This window comes from Mesorhizobium sp. ES1-1, assembly GCF_020164785.1.
GTDB lineage: Bacteria > Pseudomonadota > Alphaproteobacteria > Rhizobiales > Rhizobiaceae > Mesorhizobium.
This window is the reverse complement of sequence record NZ_JAIUGX010000002.1, coordinates 194,818-210,344: the sequence shown is the minus strand read 5'-3', so window position 1 is coordinate 210,344 and position 15,527 is coordinate 194,818. Positions and strand designations below refer to the sequence as shown.

The 15,527-nt window shown below is 62.3% G+C and carries 15 protein-coding genes; 10 read left to right on the top strand and 5 right to left on the bottom strand.

Annotated elements, in window-relative coordinates; translation table 11 throughout:
• Positions 1-13 precede the first annotated feature (13 nt).
• The gene (locus LB513_RS03720) at positions 14-295 is read right to left on the bottom strand and encodes a hypothetical protein (RefSeq protein ID WP_224662118.1); all 282 of its coding nucleotides are present in this window, start codon (positions 293-295) and stop codon (positions 14-16) included.
• A gap of 354 nt (positions 296-649) precedes the next feature.
• Here LB513_RS03720 and LB513_RS03715 point away from each other — a divergent pair, with 354 nt between their 5' ends.
• The 3 genes from LB513_RS03715 to LB513_RS03705 all read left to right on the top strand — a co-directional run bounded on the left by LB513_RS03715 (position 650) and on the right by LB513_RS03705 (position 4,875).
• Entirely contained in the window at positions 650-2,257 is a 1,608-nt protein-coding gene (locus LB513_RS03715; RefSeq protein ID WP_224662117.1) for a carboxyl transferase domain-containing protein, read from the top strand.
• A 223-nt stretch (positions 2,258-2,480) separates the two neighbouring features.
• Entirely contained in the window at positions 2,481-2,849 is a 369-nt protein-coding gene (locus LB513_RS03710) for a hypothetical protein (RefSeq protein ID WP_318011150.1), read from the top strand.
• 46 nt (positions 2,850-2,895) lie between these two features.
• Positions 2,896-4,875 carry an acetyl/propionyl/methylcrotonyl-CoA carboxylase subunit alpha gene (locus tag LB513_RS03705; RefSeq protein ID WP_224662115.1) on the top strand — a complete coding sequence of 660 codons (1,980 nt, stop codon included), beginning with the start codon at positions 2,896-2,898 and terminating at the stop codon, positions 4,873-4,875.
• Positions 4,876-5,406: 531 nt separating this feature from the next.
• Here the strand turns inward: LB513_RS03705 and LB513_RS03700 are convergent.
• Both LB513_RS03700 and LB513_RS03695 read right to left on the bottom strand, forming a co-directional pair.
• Positions 5,407-6,528: a branched-chain amino acid ABC transporter substrate-binding protein gene (locus tag LB513_RS03700; RefSeq protein ID WP_224662114.1), complete on the bottom strand. Its 1,122-nt coding sequence runs from the start codon at positions 6,526-6,528 to the stop codon at positions 5,407-5,409.
• A 387-nt stretch (positions 6,529-6,915) separates the two neighbouring features.
• Complete coding sequence (locus tag LB513_RS03695; RefSeq protein ID WP_224662113.1) at positions 6,916-7,182, bottom strand: SEL1-like repeat protein; 267 nt, start codon at positions 7,180-7,182, stop codon at positions 6,916-6,918.
• A gap of 437 nt (positions 7,183-7,619) precedes the next feature.
• Here LB513_RS03695 and LB513_RS03690 point away from each other — a divergent pair, with 437 nt between their 5' ends.
• From LB513_RS03690 to LB513_RS03670, 5 genes are all read left to right on the top strand, one after another.
• The gene (locus LB513_RS03690) at positions 7,620-7,961 is read left to right on the top strand and encodes a DUF2147 domain-containing protein (RefSeq protein WP_224662112.1); all 342 of its coding nucleotides are present in this window, start codon (positions 7,620-7,622) and stop codon (positions 7,959-7,961) included.
• A gap of 212 nt (positions 7,962-8,173) precedes the next feature.
• Positions 8,174-8,332, top strand: a complete 159-nt coding sequence (locus LB513_RS03685; RefSeq protein ID WP_224662111.1) for a hypothetical protein — start codon at positions 8,174-8,176, stop codon at positions 8,330-8,332.
• Between the two features lie 40 nt (positions 8,333-8,372).
• Positions 8,373-8,567: a hypothetical protein gene (locus LB513_RS03680; protein WP_224662110.1), complete on the top strand. Its 195-nt coding sequence runs from the start codon at positions 8,373-8,375 to the stop codon at positions 8,565-8,567.
• Between the two features lie 116 nt (positions 8,568-8,683).
• Positions 8,684-10,147 (top strand): AMP nucleosidase, encoded by a 1,464-nt coding sequence (locus tag LB513_RS03675; protein WP_224662109.1) that lies wholly within the window; start codon positions 8,684-8,686, stop codon positions 10,145-10,147.
• 133 nt (positions 10,148-10,280) lie between these two features.
• Entirely contained in the window at positions 10,281-11,291 is a 1,011-nt protein-coding gene (locus LB513_RS03670) for an endonuclease/exonuclease/phosphatase family protein (RefSeq protein WP_224662108.1), read from the top strand.
• A gap of 55 nt (positions 11,292-11,346) precedes the next feature.
• On the opposite strand, the gene LB513_RS03665 is transcribed toward LB513_RS03670, so the two are convergent.
• Together LB513_RS03665 and LB513_RS03660 are read right to left on the bottom strand one after the other, a co-directional pair.
• Positions 11,347-11,925, bottom strand: coding sequence for a DUF922 domain-containing protein (locus LB513_RS03665; protein WP_224662107.1), 579 nt, complete (start codon positions 11,923-11,925; stop codon positions 11,347-11,349).
• 80 nt (positions 11,926-12,005) lie between these two features.
• Positions 12,006-13,685, bottom strand: coding sequence for an electron transfer flavoprotein-ubiquinone oxidoreductase (locus LB513_RS03660; RefSeq protein WP_224662106.1), 1,680 nt, complete (start codon positions 13,683-13,685; stop codon positions 12,006-12,008).
• A 224-nt stretch (positions 13,686-13,909) separates the two neighbouring features.
• Between LB513_RS03660 and LB513_RS03655 the strand changes: the two genes are divergently transcribed.
• Positions 13,910-14,554 (top strand): hypothetical protein, encoded by a 645-nt coding sequence (locus LB513_RS03655; protein ID WP_224662105.1) that lies wholly within the window; start codon positions 13,910-13,912, stop codon positions 14,552-14,554.
• A gap of 63 nt (positions 14,555-14,617) precedes the next feature.
• The gene (locus LB513_RS03650; RefSeq protein WP_224662104.1) at positions 14,618-15,490 is read left to right on the top strand and encodes a uracil-DNA glycosylase; all 873 of its coding nucleotides are present in this window, start codon (positions 14,618-14,620) and stop codon (positions 15,488-15,490) included.
• Positions 15,491-15,527 lie beyond the last annotated feature (37 nt).

Below are 15,527 nucleotides of genomic sequence, written 5' to 3'. Positions count from 1 at the left end.
CCCCTCCGCCATTTCAGCCGAACGCCTTGGGCAGGTCATCGGTAGGCTTGGCAACGATCTGGTGCGCGTCGCGCCACAGAATTTCGCGGTGGCGCGTCGACGTGATCGGCCGCACCGGCAAACCGCCTTCCTCGATCAGCCAAGCGCAATAACGCGCGCGACTGATCGCTTCCCTGGCGTCCGGATGGACCAGCAGATGCCCAGATCGAATTCCGGCGCTTGAAATGCCGACCAACCCGGCCTGGAATGGGCAGATGCCGGTTGAACCAGTCGAATTGATGGTCCAACTCGTCATGGATCCAGTCCGGGCATCCGTTGCGGTACAAGTACCAGGACGCGTGAAAGAAGCCGGTCTCCACCCGGCTGTTCGGATGGATCAGCGGCGTTACAAACCGCAAATACATGGTGACACCCACGGCGCCAGCGGGCGCCATGTTCCTCTTGCTCAGATTCGGGACGTGGAAGGCCGCCCTTCGGCGGCGTCAGGCCGTGGCCGAAGGGAGACATTTGGTGAAACGCATATCCATGCTTTCCATCGCCGCCTCCTGAGGGTGTCATACGTAAAAAAGCTGCCACTCGTGGCAAGCTGCATCCGGGCGCGGGCTGTTACACTGGTTCCGCTACGGTATCAAGAGGTGTGAGGAACATATTGGCCACGCTGCAAACCCAAGTCTCCCCCTCCTCCGACGTTTTCCGCGCCAATGCCGAGCGCATGCGGGAACTGGTCGCCGACGTCACCGAAAAGGCGGCAGGCATCGAGCGCGGGGGCTCGGACGAGGCGCGAGAACGCCACGTCTCGCGCGGCAAGCTTCTGCCGAGAGAACGGCTGGCGCAGCTGCTCGACACCGGCTCGCCTTTCCTCGAGATCGGTCAGTTCGCGGCATGGTCGATGTATGGCGAGGACATTCCGTCGGCCGGCATGATAGCCGGAGTCGGCCGCGTCGAAGGTACCGAGGTCATGGTCGTCGTCAACGACGCGACGGTCAAAGGCGGGACCTACTACCCGCTGACCGTGAAGAAGCATCTGCGGGCGCAGGAGATCGCCATGCAGAACAATTTGCCTTGCATCTATCTGGTCGACAGCGGCGGCGCCAACCTGCCCAACCAGGACGAGGTATTTCCCGACCGCGAGCATTTCGGCCGCATCTTCTACAACCAGGCCAACATGTCGGCCGCCGGCATCCCGCAGATCGCCTGCGTCATGGGGTCGTGCACGGCGGGCGGAGCCTATGTGCCGGCAATGTCGGACGAGACGATCATGGTGCGCAATCAGGCGACCATTTTTCTCGGCGGCCCGCCGCTGGTGAAGGCGGCCACCGGCGAAGACGTCAGCGCCGAGGATCTCGGCGGCGCGGAAGTGCATACAAGGCTTTCCGGCGTCGCCGACCACTATGCCCTGGACGATGACAACGCGCTCGCCATTTGCCGGCGTATCGTCAAGAACCTGAATCGGAACAAGGTGGTGAGCCTGAATTTACACAAAGTGATTCCGCAGCTTCATCCGGCGGATGAATTGTATGGCATCGTGCCGACCGACCCCCGCCAACCCTATGACGTACGGGAAGTAATCGCGCGCATCGTCGACGGGTCCGAGTTCGACGAGTTCAAGCAGAACTACGGGGCCACGTTGGTCACGGGATTTGCCCATCTCCATGGCATGCCGGTCGGCATCATCGCCAACAATGGCGTGCTGTTCTCCGAAAGCGCGCTCAAGGGCGCCCACTTCATCGAACTCTGCTGCCAACGCAAGATTCCGCTGGTCTTCCTGCAGAATATCACCGGCTTCATGGTGGGCAGGAAATACGAGGCCGGCGGCATCGCCAAGGACGGCGCCAAGCTGGTGATGGCCGTCGCCACGGCCAAAGTGCCGAAGGTAACCGTCATCATCGGCGGATCGTTCGGTGCCGGCAATTACGGCATGTGCGGCCGCGCCTACTCGCCGCGCTTCCTGTGGATGTGGCCGAACGCCCGCATCTCGGTGATGGGCGGCGAGCAGGCGGCGACGGTGCTCGCCATGGTCAAACGGGAAGGCATCGAGCGCAAGGGCGGCCAGTGGAGCGCGGAGGAGGAAGCGAAGTTCAAGAAGCCGATCCTGATGAAATACGAGCATGAGGGCCATCCGCTCTATTCATCCGCGCGCCTTTGGGACGATGGCATCATCGACCCGGCGAAGACTCGCGCCGTACTGGCGCTCAGCCTGTCGGCCGCGCTCAACGCCGAAATCGAGGACACGCGCTTCGGCGTGTTCAGGATGTGAAATGAGCGACCGCCCGCAAATCCAGGTTCATACCGGCCTAGACGAGCACACGGCCGAACTATACCCCCGCACCGTTGCTGCTCTTCGAAGGGGCTGAACTGTATGGACCAACAGATTCACCAGCAAAGCCCATTCCAAACCTTCAAAATCGAACTAGCGGCGAAACGCGATATTCGCTACTGCTCGTCCCGCTCAATGCAGTGGGGATGGGGTGGAAATGGAAATGAGACATTATCGCAAGACGGCTGCGTCGGTACTTGCAGGGTTTCTTATATTCGTGACGAATGGCACCGGTCAGGCGGAATCGCTGGCGGGCAGCAAGGGAGACATGCGCTTCTCGCCAGTTCTGGGGAGCGGGGTCAAGGACCCATGCAGCAAGGCCTACAAAGCTTATGTCGCCGCAAGCGGCCATTCGGCCTATGCGACGACAGGGTTTGTAAGGGTCAGGGATGGCTATATCCTGTGCGGAGCCAACTACAATGCGCCGTCGCAGAAGGCGGCGGAGGATCTGGCGATGAAATCCTGTCAGTCTGCGCGGTCGCACTACAAGGTGGCTGCGGGCGGCCAGTGCCAGATCGCGGCGTCGAAGTAGGGCCAAAGGTCCGATCGGCCCTCCCGATCCAGACACGGGAGGCTCCATGTTCGCCAAGATCCTGATCGCCAATCGGGGCGAGATCGCATGCCGTGTTATTCGCACGGCACGAAAGCTAGGCGTTCGCACCGTCGCCGTCTATTCAGATGCCGACGCGAAATCCCTGCATGTGGAGATGGCCGACGACGCGGTGCATATCGGCGCCTCGCCGGTCAGCGAAAGTTATCTGCGCGGCGACAAGATCATTGCCGCCGCACTCGCCACCGGGGCCGGCGCCATCCACCCCGGCTACGGCTTCCTGTCGGAGAACCCCGATTTCGTCGACCATGTGGTGGCGGCGGGACTGACCTTCATCGGCCCTTCTGCGGCTTCGGTCCGTGCCATGGGGCTCAAGGACGCGGCCAAGCTGCTGATGGAAAAGGCCGGTGTGCCGGTGGTGCCCGGCTATCATGGCGAGGCGCAGGAGATCGTACTGCTTGCCTCCAAGGCCCGTGAGATAGGCTATCCCGTGCTCATCAAGGCACGGGCCGGTGGCGGCGGCAGGGGTATGCGCCGGGTCGAACACCCCGACCATTTTTCCGAAGCTCTGTCGGCGGCAAGGCGAGAGGCCAAGGCCGCATTCGGCGACGACCGGGTGCTGGTCGAGAAATATGTCGACAAGCCACGGCACATCGAGGTTCAGGTGTTCGGCGATCTCTTCGGCAACGTGGTGCATCTCTACGAGCGCGACTGCTCGGCTCAGCGGCGCCACCAGAAGGTGATCGAGGAAGCCCCTGCCCCCGGAATGACCGAAGCGTTGCGCGAGGCGATGACCGACGCCGCGGTCAAGGCGGCCAAGGCGATCAGCTATTGCGGCGCCGGCACGATCGAGTTCATCGTCGATGCCTCGCAGGGTTTGGAAGCCGATCGCTTCTGGTTCATGGAGATGAACACCCGCCTGCAGGTCGAGCACCCGGTCACCGAAATGATCACCGGTATCGACCTGGTCGAATGGCAGTTGCGGGTCGCGAGCGGCGAAAAGCTGCCGAAGACGCAAAACGAGATCACGCTCGCCGGCCATGCTTTCGAGGCGCGCGTCTATGCCGAGGATGCGGCCAAGGGGTTTCTGCCGGCGACGGGCACGCTGCACCATCTGAAGTTTCCGGCGATCTCGCCCGACGGCGCAACCATGCGCGTCGAGACCGGTGTGCGGGAAGGCGATGCCGTCTCGCCCTATTATGACCCGATGATCGCAAAGCTCGTTGTCCACGGCAAAGATAGGCCGGCGGCACTGGAGGCGCTCGGCAAGGTGCTGGCTGGCACCGAGATTGCGGGCACGACCGTCAACACCGGCTTTCTCGCCGCTCTCGCCGCGGATCCGGACTTTGCCGCAGGCGATGTAGACACCGGTCTGATCGAAAGGCACCGGGAGTCGCTGACCGCGGTCCAGCCGCCCAGCGGCGAAACCATCGCGGCAGCCGCGCTTGCGGCCTCCGGCGCGCGGGCAGAGCCGTCATCCGACGATCCTTGGTCGGCCCTCGCCGGCTATGCCCATTTCCACAGTGTGGCGCGGCGCGTGCATTTGCTTCGTGGCGGGACCGACATCACGGTGCGGGTTTCGGTGCAGCCTGATGGACGTTTCGGGGTGAGGTTGGAAGCGCCGTATGAAAGCACCAACTCGCATGATTTTCGTGCCGTGCCTCGCAGCGCCAGCTGGCCGGGCCATGTCACGGTGTTCGAAGGCGCGATCGGCTACACCTTCGCTGTGCCGGACCCGCTGTCGCGGGCCGACGAAGCGCAGGCCGGCTCCGCCAGTCTTCGGGCGCCGATGCCGGGGCTGGTAAAGCTGGTTCGCGTGGCTGTCGGCGACGCCGTGACCAAGGGCCAGCCGCTGCTGATCCTCGAGGCCATGAAGATGGAGCACACCATCGTCGCCCCGCATGACGGGGTCATTGCCGACATAGCGATGGAAGGCGCCCAGGTTACCGACGGCGTTGTGCTGGCCCGCTTCGCCGACGAGACGCGGGCGGCAGCCAAGTTGGTCTAGATCGTCTTTTGCTTTTGGGGAGCAACGTCAAGACCGAGGTGTTCAATCCGACCTTGGAGGATGGAGCGTCAGTGAGGGCCAAAAGACCCGGCACGATCACGCCGAAGCTGAAAGGCTGACAGCTATGCCCGACATTCGAACGGTCAGCGCGTCCAACCCATTGTCATAGATCCGCGTCAGCACGGCCTCAGCGGCGTTCGCCCGTTGGGATGTGCAGTCAGGCAGATCGCGCCCTCCCAGACTAGCCGGGGCGTCAGCTATACGGTCCCAGACTGCCCAGGTGCCGCCTGCCTCGATGTGACAGTAAAATCTATGTTGGGGATTTTCCATGGTGGTCACCCGTCAGACGTTTTTGGCTCCCTGCTCTCGCTCCAGATGGTTAACCCCGCTGACCGCGCTACGTCGAGCGGCTGTTTCCGGTAGCCGGCCGCCGGGCTCGGCGACTTCCTACCATCCACACAGCGGCCAAAACAAATGGCCGGGAAAAACCCGGCCATTTGATGCGTGCGATCGTCGTTTCGACGTCGGCGATTACTGGGAGATCGGCGCGTACTTGCCGTCATGCCACTGGTTGATGTCGTAGCTGGCGTTCTTGAGATCGCCCTTCTCGTCGAAGGTGACGTTACCGACAACCGTGCTGACCGGCGTTCCGTTCTTCAACGCTTCCGCAACCTTGGCCGGATCGTCGCTGCCGGCGCGCTTGACGCCTTCCGCGACTGCCTGCACCACGGCATAGGAGAACAGCGTGAAGCCTTCCGGCACGAAGCCGCCTGCCTTGATCTTCTCCACGGCGGCCTTGGCTTCCGGCTTTGCCTGCGGGTCGGACGGGAAGACAAACATGGTGCCTTCGCCAGCCGGACCGGCAACTTGCCAGAATTCAGGCGAGGCGATGGAATCGGGCATGATGAGCTGGAACTTGACGTTCTGCTCCGCCGACTGGCGCAGGATCAGGCCGGCCTCAGGGTGGTAACCGCCGAAATAGACGACGTCGGCCTTCAGATCTTTCAACTTGGTGACGAGTGCCGAGTAATCCTTCTCGCCTGCATTGATGCCCTCATAGTCCACTTCCTTGAGGCCGCCGGCATTCATGGTCGCCTTGACGGCGTCAGCCACGCCCTGACCGTATGCGCTCTTGTCATGCAGGACGACGACGTTCTTGCCGGCATATTTCTTGGCGATCCAGGGGCCGATGAAGGCGCCCTGAGCATCGTCACGCGTGTAGAGACGCATGATCGTCGGCCAGCCGGACTTCGCCGCCGCGTCGGTCAGCACCGGGTTCGAGGAGGCCGGGCTCATCATCAAGGCGCCGGCTTCCGCATAGACGGCGGATGCCGGGATGCTGGAGCCCGAGCAAGCGTGGCCGTCGATGAACTTGACCCCATTGGCCACGATGCGGTTGGCGACAGACACCGCCTGCTTTGGATCGCACTGGTCGTCCTCGATGTCGAGCTTGATCTGGCGGCCATCAACGCCCCCGGCGGCGTTGATCGCGTCCGCGGCGGCCTGTGCGCCCTGTTTGAACTGGTCGCCGATGGTGGCGAGCTGTCCCGTCATTGGGCCGACCACCGAGATGGTGAGATCGTCGGCGAAAGCGACTGGCGCGCTCATCATCAGGCCGAAAATGGCCGCGTTCAAAATACTGATTTTTTTCATTGTGCTAGCTCCTCCACTCACGCGCGGCCGCCCCGGCCCCGCTTCTTCCACAGAGGCGGGACAATTTCATCCTTCACCGGCTCTGTCTAGGCGCATTGGCGTCACTCGATTGGGCCTGCAAGGCAGTGTCCGCGAAAAGCAAAAGCCGCGCCGGCCTTGTCCGGCCGGTCGCGACTTTTATGTCTGTCGAGCACTCTCCAGGCGCCCTTCGCCTGAAAATCCCGCTCACCTTCCCCGTGTTCCGCACGACTGGGTCGTGCTGCCCGTCGCATTCTCTTTCTTAATATCGTGACCGTCTTGCGCGGCCTTCCCTTAGCCGGGCCCGGCTGTCTATGCAGTCTTGATCCCGGAGCTTCCCTGTTTCGGTAGGTATCTGCGATTGGCGGATCAGTGCATCGTCATCCATTCGCGGGCTTCGCGAAGGGCCTTGGCAATCTCGGCCTTCGACATGGTGGCGGATAGTTCCGAGCGCACTTCCGCGGCGCGAGCGGAGCCTTTGATCGCGGCGATGTTGAACCATTTGTGAGCCGCAACGACGTCGGTCTCGCAATCGCGGCCGGTCGCGTACATCATCCCCAGTTCGAAAAGAATGTCGGCCTGGGCGGTTGCCCCCATGGCGCCGAAGCCTGCTTCAAGCATTTCAAAACGTGCCATTTTTCAAATCCCCTGTCTGGCTCCCGAGAGCTGCCTCCGTTGTCGTAGCGGGCCGCTCTTTCGATGCTTTCGAGAATGCCGTGCAGGCTTGAATCCGTCGTTAAATGGCGTGCTTAATTTGGGGAAAACAAAGCTAAAACAAGAGGTAAATGCCAAAATTTGTTAACGATACAAAGCTAGCGATTCCGCCTGTTTGCTAAAAATTTGACGACAATTCGGGTGAGGCCCTGCAACACTCCGCTAACCACAAGTGACAAAGGCGATGTGAAAGCGGTTTCGATTTCGGTTCGACGGGAGGCATGCCGGCCTATTGAAAATCCCGAATTCTTCCGCAGCGGCACCGCTTTTGTTTCGACTGGAGCTGGATTAGCTTACCTTCGCGTAAGCGGCAGCCCGGCGAGGCGGAGTGCATCGCCGGATTCCAAGGGAGGAAGTCCATGTTTCGAAAGATGTGCCTGGCCTTTGCAGCCACGGTGGTCATGGCGGGTGCGGCGTCGGCCGATCCGATCGAAGGCAGCTGGAAGACGCAATCCGGCGATACAGCGGCCATCGGCGGCAGCGGAACGTTTTCGATCACCCTCAAGTCCGGCAAATATGCCGGCAAGACCATCGGCTCGCTGAAAGCAGCCGGCGACAACAAATATGCCGGCAACATCACCGATCCGGCGAACGACAAAACCTATTCGGGCAAGGCGACATTGTCGGGCACTTCGCTCAAGATGAGCGGGTGTGTGCTGGGCGGTCTGATCTGCAAAAGCCAGACCTGGCACAAACTTTGAATTTCTCATATCTCGACATGCGAACGGGGCCCTGACGGGCCCCGTTTTCATTTCGGGGATCCGCTCGCCGCAGCCCAACTGCCCGCTGCCATCGCGCTCCAGCGGTTCCTGGAACAACCGTCAACAAATTTGAACCGTGGATGAACGCCGCCATCAGAGCGGGTTCAGTCGTGCTTGGGCATTCTCGCGCGTGTTGAAGGAGACACGTCGCAATGCTCGCTCGCCGCTTCACCATCGTCTGCCTGCTGATGAGCCTGTTTGGAATGTTCTTCGCCATCATCGTCGCCGAGGCCGGCCGTCCGGCCCGGTCCTGGGACGAAGCCAGTTCAAAAGTCTGCGGGATGAATTGCATGAACCATTTTCGCCCTTGAAGCGACAAACCAAAGAGACCTCGAAAGCAAAGCAAAAGCCATGAACCGCATCGCCGCCAACACCCTCGAGACCCTCCGGCTTCTGCCGCGGGCGGCGCTCATCCTGATGGTTCTGGCAGCTCCGGTTCTGGCCGTACCTTCGATGCGAACAGATGTCGGCGCGACGATCGACGCCCCCGCCATGAAGAAATCCGGCGTCGGCTTCGTACTCCTGGTCAGCCTGCGGCGCGGTTGAAGAAAAAAGTCGGCTTGGCCGCCATTGGAAGCGGTACCCCTCCCAACAGCGCGTCCGAACCTCTATATTGAGCCATGGAAAAGCGAATCTACCCTCAAGCGATCGAATCCGTGGTCATGCCGGAGCCGTTTGGCCGGCAGAGTTTCGACGATGCCGAAAAGGCCGTGGCCGCGCTGCGTGTGCTCTACGACCGTAACACCACATTCTTGCGCGACGCCTTCGCCAGCCTGGCGGCAGCGGGCGGAGACAATGCCAAGCGCTACCGCGCCTTCTATCCGGAGATCGGCGTCACCACCAATTCCTTCACGCAGATCGATTCGCGGCAGGCTTATGGGCATATGCCGACGCCGGGGCATTTTTCCACCACCATCACCCAGCCCGGCCTGTTCGAGAGCTACCTCGTCGAACAACTGCGCCTGATCATGCGCAACCATGGCGTCGCGGTCACCGTCTCGGAGTCGACCACGCCCATACCGCTTCATTTCGCCTTCCTTGAAGGCACCCATGTCGATGGCGCGGCAGCGGAACGCATCAGACGGCCGATCCGGGACCTGTTCGATGTGCCGGACCTCGATGGCACCGATGACCAGATCGCCAACGGCACGTTCGAAGTGGCTGTGGGTGAAACGAGGCCTCTCGCGCCGTTCACGGCGCAGCGGATCGATTATTCGCTGCACCGCCTGTCACACTACACGGCGACCACGCCGCAGCATTTCCAGAACTTCGTGCTGTTCACCAATTACCAGTTCTACATCGACGAGTTCGTGGCCAGGGCGCGCGCACAGATGGCGGAAGGCGGCCATGGCTATGATGAGTTCGTCGAGCCGGGCAATGTCATCACCCAGGCGGGGCAAAGCGCGCCAAGCCACGGGGTCGCGCCGCCGCGGCTGCCACAGATGCCGGCCTATCACCTGAAGAAGGCGAACCATGGCGGCATCACCATGGTCAATATCGGCGTCGGGCCTTCCAACGCCAAGACGATCACCGACCATATCGCGGTGCTGCGGCCGCATGCCTGGGTCATGCTTGGTCACTGCGCCGGGCTTCGCAACACTCAGGCTCTGGGGGACTATGTGCTGGCGCACGCCTATGTGCGCGAGGATCACGTGCTGGACGACGATCTTCCCGTCTGGGTGCCGATCCCGCCGCTGGCAGAGATCCAGGTGGCATTGCAGGAAGCGGTTGCCGAAGTGACCGGCCTGTCCGGCTACGATCTGAAACGCATCATGCGAACCGGAACCGTCGCCACCATCGACAACCGCAACTGGGAACTGCGCGACCAGCGCGGCCCGGTGCAGCGCCTGTCGCAGTCCCGCGCCATCGCCCTCGACATGGAGTCGGCCACCATCGCCGCCAACGGATTCCGCTTCCGCGTGCCCTACGGCACGCTGCTGTGCGTTTCAGACAAGCCGCTGCATGGCGAACTGAAACTGCCCGGCATGGCGACGGAGTTCTACAAGCGGCAGGTGGCGCAGCATCTGACCATCGGCATCAGGGCCATGGAGAAGCTGTCGGAAATGCCGATGGAACGGCTGCACTCGCGCAAATTGAGAAGCTTCTCGGAGACCGCTTTTCAGTAGACGGGTGCGGCCGGAATCCGGCTAGACATTGACCGTCTTACCCAAGCAATTTGACCGGTAAACATGCCGGGCAGGTGCCGGAAATATTCAGCGAACTACGACCTTGATGACAACAGGCGGCGCGCGCTCGAACATGGCTGCTGGAGTGATATTCCTGGCGATGACGGCTCTTTCGGCCGCCCTCCTGGCCGGGTTTCTTGGCTCGGTCCATCCGGCCCTCGATTCGTTTTCGCATTTTCGCATCCATCTTGCCTTGTTGATGGCGCTTTGCGCTTTGCCGCTCCTGGCGACGTCGTTTCGTCCGCAGGCGGCTGTGGCCATGATATTTGCTGTTGCAGCGCTCGCAACCACGTTGGACGCGCTGCCCCGCCCGTGGCCGACGCAGGCGGCGACGAAGCCTGCCGACCGCATCGTCTACCGACTGCTGCAGATGAACCTGCGCTATGACAATCCGACCCCGAAGAAGGTGCTGTCGCTGATCGGCCGGACGAACCCCGACGTCATCACCCTCAACGAGGTGTCGGCGATGTGGTCGACCGAGCTCGGCTATATCAGCAGCGCCTATCCCTATCGAATCCTTTGCGCGCATCCCAATGGTGTCTTCGGGGTTGCGTTGCTGTCGCGACGGCCCTTTGCCGCTGGCACCCAGCCTCGTTGCGAGCGGCGCGGCGCCATGGCGATGGCGACGGTCAATTTCGGGGGCATTGGCGTCGACGTCGCCGCGATCCATCTTGGTTGGCCATGGCCGCGCGAGCAGTACGAGCAGATCGGCGAGCTCTCGGGACCGCTCTCTTCTCTGGGCGAGACGGCAATAATGGCGGGCGACTGCAACGCCGTGCCATGGAGCGCGGCCGTTCAGCGCGTCGCTTCGCTCGGCGGCTTGATTGTCATGCCGTCCGCCGGGCCGAGCTGGATCTATACCGGATTGCCGGATTTTCTGCGGCGGTTCGCTGGGTTGCCGATCGACCAGGTGTTCAGCAGGGGCGCCCTGACCATCCATTCCGCGGTTCGGCTGGAAGACACCGGCTCGGACCATCTGCCGGTCATGGTCGAGTTCTCGCTCGGAGTGCCGGACACGAAGCCCGCCGACGAGCATGAAACCGCGACCGTTTCCCTACGCCAGCCGATGAGGTCGCGTGGTTGAGCCGCTACCCGCCGCTGTGTCGCGAGCCGCGGTGCCGCGCAATGGGGAACCGGTTTTATGACTTTACGAAGGCTTCAACCAGATATTCGACGCGGCCGCCCTCGCGATGCTCGCTGGCGTCGAATGCGTTCTGCCTGTCCTCATACTGATCATAAATGACGTCTATGCGGCGGCTGGCCTCCCGCCTTGTCTTGGAACAGCCCGGATCATTCGGGACTGCGAGGGCAACAAGCGATTTCTCGGTCGCGGCCATCATCTGGGCGGCGATGTCGCCGTGGGTGTCCTCATGCTTGCGCACGCCAGCCAAGAACCGCTCCCAATCTTTGTCGAGCCCAGGCGGCAGCGTGGAGACGACACGGGGCAAGGTAACTTTCAGCTTGAGTGTTCCGTTGGCCCGTTGGATATGGCAGGCCCGCTTGGCCTGAACGAAGTCAATGTCCCAACCCTTCGTATAGCTCGTCTGCGCGATGGCACGAGACAAGAAGCCATGCCTTGGTCCATTGCGATTCATCGACCTGATAAGGGCCTCGCCAGTGATCCCGGAGATGTCGTAGGTCTGTTTCGTGACCACAATCTTGACGTCCGCCGCTGCGGTAGCCGCAAAACCGGCCGAAGCAGCGATGGCCGTCAGCATTGAAAGTGTGGTCAAGCGCACCGACGCTTCCTCTCGACGACAACGCGACGACTGGCGGCGCAGCAGCGCCGCGCGTTACCTCACATGCCCTGGTAGACCGGGCCCTCTCCGCCCTGCGGCGGCACCCAGTCAATGTTCTGGTTGGGGTCCTTGATGTCGCACGTCTTGCAATGGACGCAGTTCTGCGCGTTGATGACGAAGCGCACATCCTGCGCCTCGGGATCGGCGGCGGCGTTGCCGTCCTTGTCGACCCACTCATAAACACCTGCCGGACAATAGCGCGTCGAAGGGCCGGCAAAGACATCGTGCTCGGAACGTTTCTGCAGTTCCATATCGCGCACGAGCAGGTGGACCGGCTCATTTTCCTCGTGATTGGTGTTGGACAGAAACACGGAGGACAGGCGGTCGAAGGTCAACACGCCATCCGGCTTAGGATAGGCAATCTTCTTGTGCCGGCCGGCCGGTTCCAGCGACGCGTAGTCGGCCTTGCCATGCTTCAGCGTGCCGAAGGGCGACATGCCAAACAGCGTATTCAGCCACATGTCGAGGCCGCCGAGGCCGATGCCGAAGATGGTGCCGAAGCGTGACCAAAGCGGCTTGACGTTGCGAACCTTTTTGAGATCCTTGCCGATGTCGGTCGTGCGCCACGCCGCCTCGTAGGTCGACAGCTCGTCATTGGCGCGCCCGGCACGGATCGCTTCGGCGACATGATCGGCCGCCAGCATGCCGGAAAGCACCGCATTATGCGATCCCTTGATGCGCGGCACGTTGACGAAGCCCGCCGCGCAGCCGATCAGCGCGCCGCCGGGGAAGGATAATTTCGGCACAGACTGCCAGCCGCCTTCGGTGATCGCGCGCGCGCCATAGCCCAGCCGCTTGGCGCCCTCGAACGTCCCGGCGATCGCCGGGTGGGTCTTGAAACGCTGGAATTCCTCGAAGGGCGCGAGATACGGGTTCTTGTAGTTAAGGTGGAGGACGAAGCCGACCGCCACCTGATTGTCCTCGAGATGGTACAGGAAAGAGCCGCCGCCGGTCTTCATGTCGAGCGGCCAGCCGAAGGAATGCTGCACCAGTCCCGGGCGATGGTTCTCCGGCTTGACCTGCCAGAGTTCCTTGAGACCGATACCGTATTTTCCGGGCTCACGGCCTTCGGAAAGCCTGTATCTGGCAATCAGCTGCTTTGCCAGGGAGCCGCGCGCGCCCTCCCCGATCAGCACGTACTTGCCCATCAGCGCCATGCCGGGAGCGAAGCCCGGACCGTGGGTGCCGTCTTTTTCGACGCCCATGTCGCCGGTAACGACACCGGTGACCGCGCCCTCCTCATTGTAGAGCAGGCCGGCAGCCGCGAAGCCCGGATAGATCTCGACGCCGAGCGCTTCCGCCTTGGTCGCCAGCCAGCGGGCGACATTGCCGAGCGAGACGATGTAGTTGCCGTGATTGTTCATCAGCGGCGGCATCAGCATGTTGGGCAGACGGAACGAGCCGGCAGGGCCCAGCAGGAGAAAATGATCTGCGGTGACCGGCGTCTTGAAGGGGTGGCCTTCCTCATCGCGCCAGCCCGGCAGCAGCCGGTCGATGCCAATCGGATCGACAACGGCGCCCGACAGGATATGAGCGCCGACCTCGCCACCTTTTTCCAGGACCACAACGGAAAGCTCGGGATTGATTTGCTTGAGGCGGATAGCGGCGGCAAGGCCGGCAGGTCCGGCGCCGACGATCACCACGTCGAATTCCATGCTTTCGCGTTCGATGTCGCTCATCAACCCCTCCGCACTGGCTTGTTCCGGTTCCCGTCCGGGCATCTTGCTGGCTACCGCGCTGCATAGCGCATCAATTGGCGACAGGAAACCGGCGCATACGTTACAATGCGGAATTGGCCAAAAAGTCGCGCATCGCGCGAAGAGCAGGCCGTTTTGGGCCGTCCTCCCGCCGCTCTGACGTTTTCAATTGTTCGGCGGCTTGCTTATTTGCCATACTGCATGTCATGCGCTTTCCCGGGCCTGCGGGCTTCCCATCGACGCGCTTCCCGTTGGCGACCGGCTGGATCCGTCGGGCGCTTCCCCTGATCGTTATGTCGCTGACGCCAGGGCACGCTGGCGCGGATCAGGTCAAGGTGTGGGAAACCGGCGCTTACTCCTTCTCCGACGAGCTCGGCGGCTTCCGCATCACGGGCGCGTCGGGCATTGGGACGAGCGATGATCCACTGGTTATCACGGAAGAGCTGAATTCGGCGACACCGGTGACCTTGACCATCCGCACGACGAAGCCGATTCAGGCCTTCGGGTCGGCGCGAGAATTCGCCAATGGCATCATGTACATGCGCATCGACGTGCTCAACAACAGCGGCCAGGCATGGATTGAGTTCCAGTTCGAACTGCAGGAGATCTTGAACCGGCCAAGCGTGTTCGGTGACGGCCTGTCGTTCGACCAGCGCAACAAGACGCCCGACAACATCCGGTCGAGCAATTTCGCCGATTTCGACCGCGATTTCGAACCCTACGACCGGCTGCTGTTCCGCAATGGCAAGGTCGATCCGCTGAAGACGGCAAGCTTCGAATTTCTGCTGACCGACTACACGCCGCGATGGACCTTCTACCTGGTGCAGGATCCACGCATACCGACCGGCTGAGTTCAAGCCGGAACCATACTGGCTAACCTTGCAAATATTCGTCATGCGGACGAATGTGAATCCATGACCGCCGCTTTTCCAGACAATAGACGCGACCTTGCCGACCTGCTCGCCTTTTATGCCAGCGTGGGCGTCGACGAGGCGCTTGACGAGCAGCCGGTCAACCGGTTTGCCGACGCCGCGCCCAGGCCGGCGGAGCGCGCGCCGTCGCCCTTGCCCGACAATACCCCGCCCGGTCGCTCAACGAGCGTGTCGCGCGCCGAGGCAGACGACAGGGCCAATGCAACACGCGTTGCCGCCCCCCCGGCGAGAGCCACGGTGCCCGACGAAGCGCAGGCGGCGCTGGCACGTCAGTTGGCGGCCACGGCAACGACCCTGGACGAGCTTCGCCAGCGGATGGCGGCCTTCGACGGCTGCAATCTCAAGGCAACTGCCAAGAACCTGGTCTTTGCCGACGGCAACCCGCAAGCAGCAATCATGCTGGTGGGCGAAGCGCCGGGCCGCGACGAGGACATTGAGGGCCTGCCCTTTGTCGGCCGCTCCGGCCGGCTGCTGGACCGCATGCTGGCGGCGATTGGCTTGGATCGCTCCTCCGTCTATATAGCCAACGCCATTCCGTGGCGGCCGCCCGGCAACCGCACGCCGACACCGCACGAAACCGAAATCTGCCGGCCGTTCATCGAGCGGCAGGTCGAACTGGTCAATCCGAAGGTGCTGGTCAACCTCGGCGGCCCGTCGGCAAAGACGCTGCTCAACACCAGCGAAGGCATTTTGCGGCTGCGCGGCAACTGGCGCGTCCATACGACGTCATCCGGCGTGGCCATCCCGGCCATGCCGACGCTGCATCCCGCCTACCTGCTGCGAGCGCCCGCGCACAAGAAACTGGCCTGGCGGGATTTCCTCGAGGTGAAGGCGAAGTTGCGCGCGCTTGGATGACGGGGTAGCGCGATTACCGCTGGGGTAATTGAAATCG